Below are 15,000 nucleotides of genomic sequence, written 5' to 3'. Positions count from 1 at the left end.
AAGTCTAGCTAGTCGGCGGTGGGGTCGTCGCCGCGGGTCAGCTCGTCCCAGTCGTCGACGGCGCTGTCGCCGGGGCGCTCCGCCGGCTTCCTCCGGGCGGCGGGCGCCCTGCCGTCGGCTTCCTCGAAGCGCAGCGCGCCGTTGCCGCGCGCCGCGTCGTAGCGGCGCGAGCCGCCCGGCCAGCGGCCGCCCGTCACGAGCGCCGCGAGCGAGCCGAGGGCGATGATCACGCCGCCCACGATGGCGAGGGTCGGCCAGGCGCTCGTGGCGATGTGGTCGATCAGCGCGCGCACGGACGCATTGCCCGTGATGCCCGTCGCCTTCGAGACCGCGTCGCGCACGCCGGTGGAGCGCAGCGGGTCGCCGACCGCGGCGATGACGACGCAGGCGCCGAGGACCACCCCGACGACGCCGACGACGATGCGCGCGAGGCGGCCGGCGATGGCGAACGCGAGGGCCAGGGCGAGGGCGGCCAGCGAGAGCGCGGTGAGCGCCGGCGAGGCATCCGACCCGCTCACCGTGATCGGCGTGGCGTGACCGGATGCCTTCGTCAGCGTCACCGTGAACCAGGTCTGCGTGGCCCCCGCGAGGCCGAGGACCGCGCCGACCACGACCACGGCGATGGTCAGCAGCTTGAGCCGGCCGCCGGTCATGCGCCGACCCGCTTCATCGCGTTGGCGACGGCGACGGCGCGCAGCGGCGCCGCGGCCTTGCTGCGGCACTCCTCGTACTCGCTCACCGGGTCGGAGTCGGCGACGAGGCCGGCGCCGGCCTGCACGTAGGCCATGCCGCCCATCAGGGTCGCCGTTCTGATCGCGATCGCGAGGTCGGCGTCGCCGGCGAAGCCGAAGTAGCCGACGACTCCCCCGTAGACGCCGCGCTGCGCGGGCTCGAGCTCGTCGATGATCTCGAGGGCGCGTGGCTTGGGCGCGCCGGACAGCGTGCCCGCGGGGAACGTCGCGCGGAACACGTCGATCGCCGAGGCGCCTTCGCGCACGTCGCCCTCGACGCTCGAGACGAGGTGCATGATGTGGCTGAACCGCTCGACGCGCATGAACTCGGTGACCTCGACGGTGCCCGCCCGGCAGACCTTGGCGAGGTCGTTGCGGGCGAGGTCGACGAGCATGAGGTGCTCGGCGCGCTCCTTCGGGTCGGCGATGAGGCTCGCCTCGAGTTCGGCGTCGCTCTCGGGCGTCGCGCCGCGCGGGCGGCTGCCGGCGATGGGGTGCGAGTAGGCGCGGCCGCCTTCGACCTTGACGAGGGCCTCGGGGCTCGAACCCACGACCGCATAGGGCTCGCCCGCAGGAGTCGCGAGCTGCAGCAGGTACATGTAGGGGCTCGGGTTCAGGCTGCGCAGCACGCGGTAGACGTCGACGGGGTCGGCGGTCACGGGCTGCTGGAAGCGCTGCGAGACGACGACCTGGAAGACGTCGCCCGCCGTGATGTAGTCCTTCGAGCGCTCGACCGCCGCGAGGTAGTCCTCGCGCGGCGTGCGGTTCTCGGGGTTCGGTTCCGCCTCGAGATCGACGACCGCGAGCTGCGCCTCGAGCGGCTGGGCGAGCCGCCCCTGCAGCTCGTCGAGGCGCCCCTGGGCGTCGCGCCACAGCTCGCCGGCATCCGCTTCGCCATCGTTCAGCGCGTTCGCGATCAGCTGGACCACGCCCGTGCGGTGATCGACGACGACCAGGTCGGCGACGAAGCTGAAGGCGAGCCCCGGCACGTCGAAGTCGGCGGGCGGCTGGTGGGGCAGGCGCTCGAGCTGCCGCACGGCCTCCCACCCGATGAAGCCGACCAGACCGCCCGTGAGCGGCGGCAGGCCCTCGATGCGCGGCGTCTGCCAGCGCGCGTACAGCGCGGCGAGCACGTCGAGAGGCTTCGCGCCCGCGTCGACGGATGCCTGGCCCAGCGCGCGTTCACGAGAGAGCCCAGAGCCCTGCCACGTGGCGGAGCCGCCGGTCTGCGTCAGAACGCCGAACGCGCCCGCGCCCACGAACGAGTAGCGCGACCAGATGCCGCCCTGCTCGGCCGACTCGAGCAGGAAGGTGCCCGGTCGGCCCGCAGCGAGCTTGCGGTAGATGCCGACGGGCGTCTCGCCGTCGGCGAAGAGCTCGCGCACCACGGGCACCACGCGGTGGCCCTCAAGCAGCGCGTCGAACGCCTCGCGCGAAGTCGTGGTCACTCGGCGGCCGTGCCTTCCGCAGCTGCTGAGCCCAGGGCGGGGTTCAGCACGTCGGCGTCGAAGCACGTGCGGTCGCCCGTGTGGCAGGCGGCGCCGATCTGCTCGACCTCGACGAGCAGCGTGTCGCCGTCGCAGTCGAGGGCGGCCTGGCGCACGTACTGCACGTGGCCGCTCGTGTCGCCCTTGCGCCAGTACTCCTGGCGCGAGCGCGACCAGAACGTCACGCGCCCCTCGGTGAGGGTGCGGCGCAGCGCCTCGGCGTCCATGTAGCCGAGCATCAGCACCTCGCGGGTGTCGTGCTGCTGGATGATCGCGGGCAGCAGCCCGTCGGCGCCGAAGCGCACGCGGCTGAGGATGCCGTCGACGTCGGGCGTCGTGGCGTCGGTGCTCATGATCGGACCTCCAGGCCGGCGGCGCGCAGCTCGCCCTTGACGTCGCCGATGGTCAGCTCGCCGTAGTGGAACACGGACGCCGCGAGCACGGCGTCGGCCCCGGCCTCGATCGCCGGGGCGAAGTCGCCGAGCTTCCCGGCGCCGCCGCTCGCGATGACGGGCACGCGCGACAGCTCGCGCATCAGCCCGATCAGCTCGAGGTCGTAGCCCGCCTTGGTGCCGTCGGCGTCGATCGAGTTGACGAGCAGCTCGCCTGCGCCGCGCAGGGTCGCCTCGCGCGCCCAGGCGAGCGCGTCGAGCTCGGTCTCGGTGCGCCCGCCGTGCGTGGTCACGACGAAGCCCGACGGCGTGCGCGAGCTGCGCTTGACGTCGAGCGACAGCACGCACACCTGCGCGCCGAAGCGGTCGGCGATCTCGCCGATCAGCGCGGGGCGCGCGATCGCGGCCGAGTTCACGCCGATCTTGTCGGCGCCGTGGGCGAGCAGCTTGGCGACGTCTTCGGTGGAGCGCACTCCCCCGCCGACGGTCAGCGGCACGAAGACCTGCTCGGCCGTGCGGCGCACCATCTCGTAGGTCGTGGAACGGCCCTCGACGGTGGCGGTCACGTCGAGGAAGGTGACCTCGTCGGCGCCCTGCTCGAAATACCTCCTCGCGAGCTCGACCGGGTCGCCGGCATCCGCCAGGTTCAAGAAGTTGACGCCTTTGACGACGCGGCCGTCGGCCACGTCGAGGCACGGGATGACCCGGACTGCGACGCCCATCTCAGAGCCTCGCCGCGTGGATCGGCGTGACGAGGATCGCGCGCGCGCCGAGCTCGTAGAGCGCGTCCATGATGTGGTTGATCTCGTCGCGCGGGATCATGACGCGCACCGCCACCCAGGCGGGGTCGCGCAGGGGCGAGATGGTGGGCGACTCCATGCCGGGCGCCACGGCGGATGCCTGCTCGATGAGCTCGCTCGGCAGGTCGTAGTCCATCAGCACGTAGCGGCGGGCGACCATGACACCCTCGAGTCGGCGGTGCAGCGTCTCGAGCCCGGGCGCCTCGTTGGGGCCCGCGATGAGGACCGCCTCTGATTCGAGGATGACGGGGCCGAAGATCTCGAGACCCTGCTTGCGCAGCGTCGTGCCGGTCTCGACGACATCGGCGATCACATCGGCGACGCCGAGGCGGATCGCGGACTCCACCGCTCCGTCGAGCTTGACGAGGCGCACGTCGATGCCGCGCTCGGCGAGGAAGCCGCCGACGAGGACGGGGTAGCTGGTGGCGAGGCGCATGCCGCGCAGGTCTTCGAGGTCGTGGAACCTGCCCGCGGGGCCGGCGAAGCGGAAGGTCGAGGCGGCGAAGCCGAGGGGCTCGTCCTCGTGGGCGTCGGAGCCGGAGTCGATAAGCAGGTCGCGACCGGTGATGCCGACGTCGAGCGCGCCGGAGCCCACATACGTCGCGATGTCACGCGGGCGCAGGTAGAAGAACTCGACGTCGTTCTTGGGGTCGGCGACGATCAGTTCCTTGGGGTCGCGGCGGCCGTTGTAGCCGGCTTCCTTGAGGTATTCGGCGGCCGTTTCAGCGAGGGCGCCTTTGTTGGGCACGGCGATTCTGAGCATGGGCGAGGGGCTTTCGGGGTCGAGTCGGTCTGAGCGAGGCATCCGATCACAGATGTCGGTAGACGTCCTCGAGGGTCAGGCCCTTCGCGATCAGCGCGACCTGCAGGTGGTAGAGCAGCTGGCTCGCCTCTTCCGCGAACTCGGCGTCGCTCTGGTACTCGGCGGCCATCCACACCTCGGCGGCCTCTTCGACGATCTTCTTCCCGATCTGATGGATCCCCGCGTCGAGCTCTGCGACGGTGCGGGAGCCCTCAGGGCGGGACTGAGCCTTCTCGCTGAGCTCAGCGAAAAGGTCGTCGAAGGTTTTCACGCCCCCAGCCTACCTAGTGCACGTGAGCGGATGCCGCGGCCCGCAGCCCCTCGATCGCCGCGCCCGGGTCCTCCGCGCCGAACACGCTCGAGCCGGCCACGAAGGTGTCGGCACCGGCCTGCGCAGCCCTCGCGATCGTCTCGGTGGTGACGCCGCCGTCGACCTGCAGCCAGACGTCGGTGCCGAGCCGCGTCGCGGCGTCGCGCAGCCTGGTGAGCTTCGGCAGCACGTGCGGCAGGAACGACTGGCCGCCGAAGCCCGGCTCGACCGTCATCACGAGCACCTGGTCGAACTCGGGAAGCAGCTCGAGGTAGGCGCCGACGTCGGTCTTCGGGCTGAGCGCGATGCCCGCGCGGGCGCCCGCCTTGCGCAGGGTGCGTGCCAGTGTGATGGGCGCGGTGGCCGCCTCGGCGTGGAAGGTCACGCTGAAGCATCCGATCTCGGCGTACTGCGGCGCCCAGCGGTCGGGGTCCTCGATCATCAGGTGCACGTCGAGCGGCACCGGGCTCGTGGCCTGCACGCGCTCGACCATCTGCGGGCCGAAGGTGAGGTTGGGCACGAAGTGGTTGTCCATCACGTCGACGTGCACGTAGTCGGCGGTAGCGATGCGCTCGAGGTCGCGCTGCATGTTCGCGAAGTCGGCGGACAGGATGCTCGGGTTGATGCGGGCGGCCATGGTGTCGAGCCTAGCTAGCCTGGGCGCATGGCTGAGGAATGGCGACGCGTCGTCGCAGCGCTTGCGAACCCCGACATGCGGCTCACCTGGGCACGGCTGGTCGCCGGGTCAGATGAGGCGGATGCCACGGCCGGCCTCTCCCCCGCGAGGCGGCGCAAGGTCGTCGAGGGTCTGCGTGGCGCGGGGCTGATCGACGCGGCATCCGCGCCGCGGCCCGCGATCTTCGGCGAGGTGCTCGCCGCCGCGCCCGCGCCCGTTCAGCCCACGGGGCCCGAGCGCTTCCTGCGCGACGGGCGCATCGCGCAGTACCCGGCGTCGCAGACCGAGCGCGGCGAGCTGCTCGCCCTCATCGCCGGGCGGGCGTTCCGTTCGGGCGAGGTGCTCGACGAGCGCGAGGTGAATGCGCGTCTCGCCGAGTTCCACGACGACGTCGCGGTGCTGCGGCGCTATCTGGTCGACCTCGGCCTGCTGGTGCGCACCCGCTCGGGCTCGTCGTATGCCCTTGCGGAGGAACCCGCGTAGCTTCGTGCCGGCGCCGGCGCCGGCGCATGGGGCGACACTAGGTGTCGTTCAGTCGGGCCCCGATGCCGCGAGGCGACATTAGACGCTGAACTCTTGACTTCGAAACGCCACCTATCGTCGCCGCTCAGGAGCGCTGGGCGCCGAAACGCCGTCTACTGTCGCCGGGCGGAGAGGTCTGCGCTTCGCGACCGGTGACCGGCGATCTCTACGCCTTCCGCAGCAGCGCGATGAACATGGCATCGGTGTTGTGGCGGTGCGGCCACAGCTGCACCTGCGCGGGGTCGCCCGCGAGGTCGAGCGGCTGATCGGCTGCCCCCTGCAGGATCTCCTGCGTGGGTAGCTCTTCGAGCGCGCCGGCGTGCCGCCTCAGCGCCTCGGCCACCGCGATGCGCGTCTCGCCGAGATGCGGGGAGCAGGTGACGTAGGCGAGGATGCCGCCCGGCCGCAGCACCTCGACGGCGGCGTCGATCAGGGACGCCTGCAGCCGGCTCAGCTCGGCGACGTCGCGCGGCTCCTTCCGCCAGCGCGACTCGGGCCGGCGGCGCAGCGCGCCGAGGCCCGTGCACGGCGCATCGAGAAGCACCCGGTCGAACTCGCCGGCGTGCTCAGCAGGGATGCCGCGGCCGTCGCCCTCGACCACCTCGACGGCGTCGCCGAGGACCGCGACGGCGTTGCGGACCAGTCCGACGCGGGCGGGCACGACCTCATTGGCGACGAGCGTGGCGCCGCCCCGGCGCGCCTCCGCGCCGAGCAGGGCGGCCTTCCCGCCGGGGCCGGCGCACATGTCGAGCCAGCGCTCCCCTGCCCGCACCGGCCGTGCGGCGACCAGCGCGAGCGCGGCGAGCTGCGAGCCCTCGTCCTGCACGCGAACCCAGCCGCCCGAGTCGCGCACCAGCCGGAACGGGTCGCCCGGCAGAGTGAAGCCGTACGGCGAATACGGATTGCGCTCGGCCGCCTCCGGCACCGGCTCGCCACCCGGAAGAGAAACCAGGTTGACCCGCGGCGCCGCATTGTCGGCCTCGAGCAGGGCCGCGAGCTCGGCCTCGAGGTCGACCCCTTCGCGGCGCTCGGCCGCGAGGGACTGCCGCAGCGCGCGCACGATCCAGACCGGATGCGAGCCGAGCTCGGCGATCGCCTCGTCGGCGCTCGTGGCGTCGGCGGCCACCCGCTCGCGCCACTTCTCGGGCTTCGTGCGCGCGATGCCGCGCAGTACCCCGTTGACGAAGCCGACCCGGCCGCGGCCGATCGCCTCGCCCGCCACGCGGACCGTCTCGTTCACGGCGGCGTGCGAGGGCACGCGCATCGACAGCAGCTGGTGCGCACCGAGCCGCAGCACGTCGCGCACGGCCGGCTCGATCTGGTCGATCTCGCGGTGCGCGGCGATGCGGATGACCGCGTCGTAGAACCCGCGCATGCGCAGCGTGCCGTAGGTCAGCTCGGTGGCGAGGCCTGCGTCTGCGGCGGACAGGCCGGAGCGCTCGAGCCGCACGGGAAGCAGCAGATTGGCGTACGCATCCGATTCGCGCACAGCCGTGAGCACGTCGTAGGCGATGCGGCGCGCGCTCGGCGCACCTGACGGTCCGCTCATTCGGCGACCACCTCTTCCGGTCGTTGCAGGCCGCGCCACCAGTCGGCTGCGGCCATCGCCTTCTTCCCCGCGGGCTGGACGGTGAGCAGCTCGAGCGGGTGCGTGCCCGTGCCGAGGTAGACCCTGCCGCCACGCGACCCGAACGCGCCCGGGGGAAGCCGGTCGGCGCCCTTGGCGAGCCGCGCCGCGTGGATCTTGAAGCGCTCGCCGCCCACGATCACGAACGCGCCGGGCTCGGGAGAGACGCCGCGCAGTCGCGCGTAGACCGCGTCGCCGGCCGCGGCGAGCGGCAGCCGGGCATCGCCCTGCGTCAGCTTGGCGGCGATCGTGACCTCGCCGCGCTGCGGCGTCGCGACGGCCGTGCCGTCGGCGATCGCGTCGACGACGGATGCCAGCTGTGCGGCGCCGCTCACGGAGAGCGCCGCGAGGACGTCGCCCGCGGTCTCGTCGGCGCCGATCGGGCGCCGCTCGAGCGAGAACACGTCGCCGGCATCGAGCTCTTCGACGAGCTGGAACACGGCGGAGCCCGTCTCGGAATCGCCGGCCATCACGGCTCGCTGCACGGGCGCGGCCCCCCGCCAGCGCGGCAGCAGCGAGAAGTGCAGGTTGATCCAGCCGAGCCGGGGCGCCGCGAGCATCGGCGCGCGCAGCAGGCCGCCGTAGGCGACGATCACGCCGAGGTCGGCCGCACGCTCGCGCACCGCCTCGGTCTCGGGCTCGCGCAGCCGGTTCGCCTTGATCGTCGCGACCCCGAGCTCGGCCGCGCGCGCGGCAACGGGCGACGGGGTCAGCAGGCGCTTGCGCCCGAGCGGCGCGTCGGCCCGTGTCACCACTGCGAGGAGCTCGTGGCGGCTGGCGGCTAGAGCGTCGAGGGTCGGCAGGGCGACGGCGGGGGTTCCTGCGAAGACGATGCGCAGGGAAGGTGCGGCGGGTGGCATGCGGTGCTGTTCCTAGAGGATCTCGGGGTCGTCCAGCTTGATTCTCAGTGTAGGAGCCGGGCGCCCCCGCTTCCGCCCGGCGGGTGGTCGGCGGCCGCCGGTCGCCTGTCGCACGATGGCTCCGCGCAGGGCGGCCGCGACCGCGTCGCCGTGTGCGTAGTCGAAGCGCACGATGGCGCGCACGAAGTCGTCGTCGAGCGCGCGCGGCCCCTCGGCGGGCAGCGCCGCGGGGCCGAGCACGTCGCGCACGGGCACGTCGCCCAGCGCGTCGAGCGCAGCCTGGACGGCCGCGGGCTTGCCGGTGACGGATGCCACGCGCAGCGCCGGCGGGAAGCCGAGAGCGCGCCGATCGACCAGCTGGGCCGCCGCATAGCTGTGCTGCTGCCACAGGGTCAGCGCCTGGGCGAGCGGGCCGCCGACGCCGACCAGCACGGTCGGTGCGCCGGGTGCGGCGAGGGCCGCCGCGTTCGACCACCAGCGCAGGCAGTCGTCGCCGACGTGCAGGCTCTCGCGCTGCAGCATCCATTCGCCGTCGAGCAGGATCACCGCGGCATAGCCGCCGGCCGCGATGGGCTCGGCCCCGCGGGTCGCGACGACGAGGGTGTGCGGCTCCCCCGGCGCGTGGGTGAGCGGTCGATCGCCGTCGCTGACGATGACGCGCGTGCCGGGGAAGGCACGCCCGAGCTCTTCCGCGGTGCGCCCGGAACCGCGCGTGACCATGCGGTAGCTCGTGTTGTTGCACTCGGAGCAGGCCCAATCGCCCGCGATCCGGCCGCACCACGCGCAGCTCGGCACGGAGCGCGCGGACGACAGCTGCAGCGGGCCGGCGCAGCTCGTGCAGCGCGCCGCCTGGCCGCAGCGGCGGCAGGCGAGCAGAGAGACGTAGCCGGGCCGCCCCACCTGGACGAGGACGGGGCCGGCCTGCAGCGCCTCGGTCGCGGTGCGGAAGGCGGCCGAGGGCACCCGGCCGCCGTCGCCCGCCTGCCGCTGCTGCTGGGCGGCCGTCGGCACGACCTTCGGCGTCACGAGCGGCACCGGGGCGACGTCGTGCAGGTAGCCGAGCTCGACGAGCCGCTGCACCTCGACCGAGCGGGTGTGCCCGGCGAAGATGAGCGCGCCGCCCTGCTGCTGCTGGCGCACGAGGGCGACGTCACGGGCGTGCGCGTAGGGCGCGAGCGGTTCGGCGAAGAGGGGGTCGCCGTCGTCATAGAGCGCGATCAGCCCGAGCTCTGCCGCAGGGGCGTAGACCACCGAGCGGTTCCCGACGATGATGCGCGGCGTGTGCCCGCTGTCGTCGGGGTGAGCGAGGCACGACAGAAAAGCCGCGTACCGCTGCGCGTTGGTGCGCCGCGCGTCGAGGGAGGCCACGGTGCCGGCCGGCACCATGGTGCTGAGCACCGCCTCGAGCTGCTCCTGGTCTCGGTAGTCGGGGACCGCGAGGATCGCGGTTCGGCCGTCGATGACCGCGCGCACGGCCGCCTGGGCGAGGGTGACCGCCCAGCGGCCGACCCAGCTGCCGTCGGCGAGCTCGACGACGCCCGGCAGCGACCTGAGCGCCACCCTGCCGCCGTCGTCGACGGCCGATTCGATCACTCCGCCCTCGTAGCCCGCGACAGGATGCGCCGCCCGAGGCACCTCGCGCGGCGCGCCCTGCGCGAGCCACTTCCGCTCGACGGCGACCGACCGGCGGGGAATCGCGAGGCGCAGCACGTCGTTGGCGCTGCCGGCCTGCCGGTCGGCGATGCGGCGCGCGAGCGCCCACACCTCGGGGGCGAGCACACGCGCCGCCGAGACGACGGATTCCAGCGGAGTCAGCGCGCCGTCGAAGTCGCTCGTGTCGCCGACCTCGACGACGAGCCCATCGGCGAGTCGCCCCTCGGCGCGCAGCGGCGCGGTGACCCGCACGCCCGGGACGACCTGGTCGGCCAGGGCGAGCGGGATCGCGTAGTCGAACAGCCGGTCGAGTTGCGGCAGAGGCGTGTCGATCAGGACGCGCGCGACGGATGCCACGCGGCGCCGCCGATCAGAGGCCGGCTGCGCTGCGCAGAGCGTCGACGCGGTCGGTGCGCTCCCACGTGAAGTCGGGGAGCTCACGGCCGAAGTGGCCGTAGGCGGCCGTCTGCGAGTAGATGGGGCGCAGCAGGTCGAGGTCGCGGATGATCGCAGCCGGGCGCAGGTCGAAGACCTCGGTGATGGCCTTCTGGATCTGATCGACGGGCAGCTTCTCTGTGCCGAAGGTCTCGACGTAGAGGCCGACCGGGTGCGCGGCGCCGATCGCGTAGGCGACCTGCACCTCGAGGCGGTCGGCGAAGCCGGCGGCCACCGCGTTCTTCGCGACCCAGCGCATCGCATAGGCGGCCGAACGGTCGACCTTCGACGGGTCCTTGCCGCTGAACGCGCCGCCGCCGTGTCGGCTGGCGCCGCCATAGGTGTCGACGATGATCTTCCGGCCGGTGAGGCCGGCGTCGCCGTGCGGGCCGCCGATCTCGAACTTGCCCGTCGGGTTGATGAGCAGCTTGAGCTCGGAGGTGTCGAGGTCGACCGTCTCGAGGACGGGGCGGATCACGACGCGCTCGACGGCCTCGCGCAGCTCGGGGAGGCCGATGGCGGGCGAGTGCTGGGTCGAGAGCACGACGGTGTCGATGGTCTTGGGCGTGAAGCCCTCGTAGCCGATGGTGACCTGGGTCTTGCCGTCGGGGCGGAGGAAGTCGAGCTCGCCCGACTTGCGGACGGCGGTCAGCCGCTCGGAGAGGCGGTGCGAGAGCCAGATCGGCAGCGGCATGAGCTGCGGCGTCTCATTCGTGGCGAAGCCGAACATGATGCCCTGGTCGCCGGCGCCCTGCTTGTCGAGCTCGTCGGCGCTCGTGCCCTCGCGGGTCTCGAACGCGTCGTCGACGCCCTGGGCGATGTCGGGCGACTGCGCGCCGATGGAGATCGAGACACCGCACGAGCGGCCGTCGAACCACACGTCGGACGACGTGTAGCCGATCGACGAGATCTTCTCGCGCACGATCTGCGGGATCTCGACGTAGCCGGAGGTGGTCACCTCGCCGGCGACATGGACCTGGCCGGTCGTGACCATCGTCTCGACGGCGACGCGGGCCCTCGGGTCGACGGTGAGCAGGGCATCGAGGATCGCGTCGGAGACCTGGTCGCAGATCTTGTCGGGGTGACCCTCAGTGACGGACTCGGACGTGAAGAGGCGCAATGGAGCCATGATTCTTCCTTGGTTCGGGCCGGAGGCGTCTGGTTCGCGTCAGGCGATCTGGTCGTGGTGCCTCAGCTGCGACTCAGCGTCGCGTCGAGGATGCGGTCGGCCACCGACAACTTCGTTCCGGAAGCCTCCATCACGATATCGCCCGAGCGGTTCAAGACGATGACGTCATTGTCATCTGTGGCAAAACCATGGTTCCAGCCGACGTTGTTCACAACCAGGAAGTCGCAGCCCTTGCGCGCGATCTTCGAACGGCCGAGCTCGAGCAGCGTCGCCGGGTCGGGCTCGGTCTCGGCGGCGAATCCGATCACGGTCTGCCCTTCCCGCCGCGAGGCGCCGAGCTCGGCGAGGATGTCGGGGTTCACGACGAACTCGACGGTCAGCCTGTCGCCCGTGTGCTCCTTCTTGATCTTGCCCTGCTGCACCTGGGCGGGGCGGTAGTCGGCGACGGCGGCCGCCATGATGACCACGTCGGCGGACTTCGCCGCCTCGGTCACCGCCTTCTCGAGCTCGAGGGTGGTGCTCACCGGCTGCACGGCGATGCCGTTCGGCAGGGCGTCGGTGCCGACGTTCGCCGCGATCAGGGTCACGGCGGCACCGCGCGCGGCCGCGGCCGCGGCGAGTGCCATGCCCTGCTTGCCGCTCGAGCGGTTGCCCATGAAGCGCACGGGGTCGAATGGCTCGCGCGTGCCGCCTGCCGTCACCACGACGCGCAGCCCATCGAGGTCGAGTCGCGCGGTCTCGCTCGCGTCGTCGACGCGGGCACGCCGCGCGCGGGCAGCGGATGCCTGTGCCGCACTGCCGCGCGGGGCCGGCCCCGCCCCCACGACGTTCTTGAGCGCCGCCTGCGCGATCGTCTCGGGCTCTTCCATGCGGCCGGGGCCCGAGTCGCTGCCCGTGAGCTGGCCGGAGGCCGGGCCGATGACGACGACGCCCCGCTCGCGCAGGGTGCGCACGTTGGCCTGGGTGGCTGCCGCCTGCCACATCTCGGTGTGCATGGCAGGGGCGATCACGACGGGGGCCTTCGAGGCCAGCACCGTGTTGGTCAGCAGACCGTCGACGATGCCGTGCGCGAGCTTCGCAATCGTGTTGGCCGTGGCCGGCGCGATGACGATGAGGTCGGCCCTGTGCCCGAGGCTCACGTGCCGCACCTCGTCGACGCCGTCGTAGAGGTCGGTGGTCACGGGGTTGCGGCTGATCGCCTCCCACGTCGGCTTCCCGACGAACTTCAGCGCGGCCTCGGTCGGCACGACGTGGACGTCGTGGCCGGCGAGGACGAAGCCGCGCACCAGCGAGACAGTCTTATACGCGGCGATGCCGCCGGTCACCCCGACGACGATGGTCAGACGGGGCGTCCCGGCGGCATCCTTGCTCACTGTGACTTGAGCCGCGTTCTACTGCTCGGCGATCGGCTTGACGACGAGCTTGTCCTCGTTGATCTCGTGCAGGGCGACGGAAAGCGGCTTGTCGTCGACCGACGAGTCGACCAGCGGGCCGACGTTGTCGAACAGGCTGCCCTCGTGCAGATCGGCGTAGTAGTCGTTGATCTGGCGGGCGCGCTTGCTCGCGAAGATCACGAGCGCGTACTTCGACTCGACCTTGCTCAGCAGCTCGTCGATCGGCGGGTCGATGATGCCCTTCTGGGACGTCGCCATGGGGGTACTCCTATCCGGAAAAGTCTGTGATCTTCAGTGAAGAGATCGCGGGGCGCGACTCACTCGCGCGCGTGTGCCCGAAGCGGCACAGACATCAAGTCTACGACCTCGCGCGCGGCCTCCGGCACGGTCGTGTTCACGACGGTGCGGTCGAACTCCCCCTCGGCCGCGAGCTCGACCTTGGCGGTCTCGAGCCGGCGGCGCTGCTCTTCGGGCGACTCGGTGCCGCGGCCGATGAGGCGGCGCACCAGCTCGTCCCACGTGGGCGGCGCGAGGAAGACGAGCAGGGCGTCGGGGTCGTTGGCGCGCACCTGCCGGGCTCCCTGCAGATCGATTTCGAGCAGCACGTTGCGGCCGGCCGCCAGGGCGTCGCGCACAGGCGCCCGCGGGGTGCCGTAGCGGCTCATGTTGTGCACGGTGGCCCACTCGAGGAACTCGCCGGCCTCGATCATGCGGTCGAATTCGGCGTCGTCGACGAAGTAGTAGTGCACGCCGTCGACCTCGCCGGGGCGCGGCTTGCGTGTCGTGGCCGAGACCGAGAACACGACCTCGGGGTAGTTCTCGCGGATGTAGGCGGAGACGGTGCCCTTGCCAACGGCCGTGGGGCCGGCCAGCACGACGAGGCGCGCCGCTCCCCTGGCCTTCGACGACAGCCGGGCGCGCTCGCGCAGGAACTCGCGCAGCCGCGCGCGCTGGTGGCGGCCGAGGCCGCCGACCCGCTTGACCTGCGAGATCTCGAGTCGTTCGAGCGTCGCCTTCATTTTGGTGACCCCGATGGCCGGAATGGCGAGCAGGAAGTCGGTGACGCGCAGCGTGCCCGCGGGGCCGTTGGGCTCGCGCGCCCCCTCGTCGAGGACAGACTCGGCGCTGCGGGCGCCAGAGGTGATCTGCGCTTTGAGCTCGGCGCGGGCGCGCCGGGCGGCGACCGCGGCACGAGAGGCTGCGGCACGGTCGACGTCGGGCGGGGTGGGCCGCGACTGCGCGCCGCGCGCCCCGGCGCCGTTCTCGGCCGTCTCGAGCTCAGACAAGGGCGGCTCGCACCTCCTCGGCGCGGGCGTCGATCGCGGCGGCGAGGCCGCGGGGCCCGGCCTGCAGCAGGCTGCGGGACTCGGACACCAGGGTGAACGGGGTCAGTGCGCCGAAGAGACGGCGCACGTCGGTCGCCGTGGCACCCTGATGGCCGAAGCCGGGTGCGAGCACCGGCAGAGCGGGCGAATGGGCGCTGTTCATGTCGATGCCGAGGGCGGCGAAGTCGACGGTGGCGCCCAGCACGACGCCGATGGAACCGATCGGACCCTGCTCAGCGCGACCCGCATTGAAGGCGCTCACATCATCGATGATCGCACGAGAGACGGTCGCGGTGGCAAGCGGGTCGGTGCGGGATGCCTGATCAGAGGCGGAACCCACGACGCGCGCACCCTGCACCCGAGCCGCCTCGGGGTTTGAGGTGGCAGCCAGCACGAACAGGCCCTTCCCGTTGTCGGCGGCGTACTCCATGGCGGACTCGAGCGATGCGACCCCTTGGAAGGGGTTGATCGTCAGGGCGTCGGCCTCGATCGGCGAGCCCGGGGTGAGCCAGCCCTCGACGTAGCCGGCGAGCGAGGTGTCGATGTCGCCGCGCTTCGCATCGGCGATCACGATGAGGCCCTTCGAGCGGGCCGCCGCGAGCACCTCTTCGAGCGCCGAGTAGCCCGCCGAGCCGAAGCGCTCGAAGAAGGCGACCTGCGGCTTCACGATGCCTGCGCGACCGGCGGCGGCGTCCACGACGCGCAGGCCGAACTCGCGCGCGCCCGCCGCCGACGACGGCAGCCCCCAGTCCTGCAGCAGGAAGTCGTGCGGATCGATGCCGACGCACAGCGGGCCGAAGGCCTCGAGGGCCGAGGCGAGCACGCCGCCGAAGCCGAAGCCCATGCCGAATCCCGCG

At 72.4% G+C, this 15,000-nt stretch carries 16 protein-coding genes; 1 reads left to right on the top strand and 15 read right to left on the bottom strand.

Annotation, left to right across the window (positions count from 1 at the left end; all coding sequences use genetic code 11):
• Positions 1-8: 8 nt before the first annotated feature.
• The 7 genes from ABD716_RS13885 to rpe are packed head-to-tail and all read right to left on the bottom strand — an operon-like array spanning position 9 to position 5,159.
• Complete coding sequence (locus ABD716_RS13885) at positions 9-653, bottom strand: Trp biosynthesis-associated membrane protein (protein WP_344777865.1); 645 nt, start codon at positions 651-653, stop codon at positions 9-11.
• Positions 650-2,179, bottom strand: coding sequence for an anthranilate synthase component I (locus ABD716_RS13880; protein ID WP_344777863.1), 1,530 nt, complete (start codon positions 2,177-2,179; stop codon positions 650-652). Before ABD716_RS13880 ends, ABD716_RS13885 begins: the two co-directional genes overlap by 4 nt.
• On the bottom strand, positions 2,176-2,571 hold the full coding sequence (hisI, locus tag ABD716_RS13875) for a phosphoribosyl-AMP cyclohydrolase (protein WP_344777861.1): 396 nt from the start codon (positions 2,569-2,571) through the stop codon (positions 2,176-2,178). Before hisI ends, ABD716_RS13880 begins: the two co-directional genes overlap by 4 nt.
• Complete coding sequence (gene hisF, locus ABD716_RS13870) at positions 2,568-3,332, bottom strand: imidazole glycerol phosphate synthase subunit HisF (RefSeq protein WP_344777859.1); 765 nt, start codon at positions 3,330-3,332, stop codon at positions 2,568-2,570. Before hisF ends, hisI begins: the two co-directional genes overlap by 4 nt.
• A 1-nt stretch (position 3,333) precedes the next feature.
• On the bottom strand, positions 3,334-4,173 hold the full coding sequence (gene hisG, locus ABD716_RS13865) for an ATP phosphoribosyltransferase (RefSeq protein ID WP_344777857.1): 840 nt from the start codon (positions 4,171-4,173) through the stop codon (positions 3,334-3,336).
• A gap of 46 nt (positions 4,174-4,219) precedes the next feature.
• Positions 4,220-4,483, bottom strand: a complete 264-nt coding sequence (locus ABD716_RS13860; protein WP_344777855.1) for a phosphoribosyl-ATP diphosphatase — start codon at positions 4,481-4,483, stop codon at positions 4,220-4,222.
• Positions 4,484-4,496: 13 nt separating this feature from the next.
• The gene (rpe, locus tag ABD716_RS13855) at positions 4,497-5,159 is read right to left on the bottom strand and encodes a ribulose-phosphate 3-epimerase (RefSeq protein ID WP_344777853.1); all 663 of its coding nucleotides are present in this window, start codon (positions 5,157-5,159) and stop codon (positions 4,497-4,499) included.
• A 27-nt stretch (positions 5,160-5,186) separates the two neighbouring features.
• Here rpe and ABD716_RS13850 point away from each other — a divergent pair, with 27 nt between their 5' ends.
• Positions 5,187-5,681 carry a DUF2087 domain-containing protein gene (locus tag ABD716_RS13850; protein WP_344777851.1) on the top strand — a complete coding sequence of 165 codons (495 nt, stop codon included), beginning with the start codon at positions 5,187-5,189 and terminating at the stop codon, positions 5,679-5,681.
• A 205-nt stretch (positions 5,682-5,886) separates the two neighbouring features.
• On the opposite strand, the gene ABD716_RS13845 is transcribed toward ABD716_RS13850, so the two are convergent.
• The 8 genes from ABD716_RS13845 to pyrF form a co-directional block, all read right to left on the bottom strand.
• Complete coding sequence (locus ABD716_RS13845) at positions 5,887-7,269, bottom strand: RsmB/NOP family class I SAM-dependent RNA methyltransferase (RefSeq protein WP_344777849.1); 1,383 nt, start codon at positions 7,267-7,269, stop codon at positions 5,887-5,889.
• Entirely contained in the window at positions 7,266-8,186 is a 921-nt protein-coding gene (locus tag ABD716_RS13840) for a methionyl-tRNA formyltransferase (RefSeq protein WP_344778420.1), read from the bottom strand. Before ABD716_RS13840 ends, ABD716_RS13845 begins: the two co-directional genes overlap by 4 nt.
• A 33-nt stretch (positions 8,187-8,219) precedes the next feature.
• Complete coding sequence (locus ABD716_RS13835) at positions 8,220-10,217, bottom strand: primosomal protein N' family DNA-binding protein (RefSeq protein ID WP_425553486.1); 1,998 nt, start codon at positions 10,215-10,217, stop codon at positions 8,220-8,222.
• Positions 10,218-10,230: 13 nt separating this feature from the next.
• Positions 10,231-11,424 carry a methionine adenosyltransferase gene (gene metK / locus ABD716_RS13830; RefSeq protein WP_344777845.1) on the bottom strand — a complete coding sequence of 398 codons (1,194 nt, stop codon included), beginning with the start codon at positions 11,422-11,424 and terminating at the stop codon, positions 10,231-10,233.
• A 62-nt stretch (positions 11,425-11,486) separates the two neighbouring features.
• Positions 11,487-12,767: a bifunctional phosphopantothenoylcysteine decarboxylase/phosphopantothenate synthase gene (locus tag ABD716_RS13825; protein WP_344778418.1), complete on the bottom strand. Its 1,281-nt coding sequence runs from the start codon at positions 12,765-12,767 to the stop codon at positions 11,487-11,489.
• A 48-nt stretch (positions 12,768-12,815) separates the two neighbouring features.
• A complete protein-coding gene (gene rpoZ, locus ABD716_RS13820; RefSeq protein WP_344752608.1) occupies positions 12,816-13,076 on the bottom strand; it encodes a DNA-directed RNA polymerase subunit omega in 261 nt (86 codons plus the stop codon).
• 59 nt (positions 13,077-13,135) lie between these two features.
• On the bottom strand, positions 13,136-14,104 hold the full coding sequence (gmk, locus tag ABD716_RS13815; protein WP_344777843.1) for a guanylate kinase: 969 nt from the start codon (positions 14,102-14,104) through the stop codon (positions 13,136-13,138).
• The gene (gene pyrF, locus ABD716_RS13810; protein WP_344778416.1) at positions 14,097-14,987 is read right to left on the bottom strand and encodes an orotidine-5'-phosphate decarboxylase; all 891 of its coding nucleotides are present in this window, start codon (positions 14,985-14,987) and stop codon (positions 14,097-14,099) included. Before pyrF ends, gmk begins: the two co-directional genes overlap by 8 nt.
• Between the last annotated feature and the right edge of the window lie 13 nt (positions 14,988-15,000).

The sequence above is a fragment of the Gryllotalpicola kribbensis genome (genome assembly GCF_039538245.1).
Classification (GTDB): Bacteria; Actinomycetota; Actinomycetes; order Actinomycetales; family Microbacteriaceae; genus Gryllotalpicola; species Gryllotalpicola kribbensis.
Note: the sequence above shows the minus strand (reverse complement) of the source record. Positions and strands in the feature narration are given on the sequence as shown.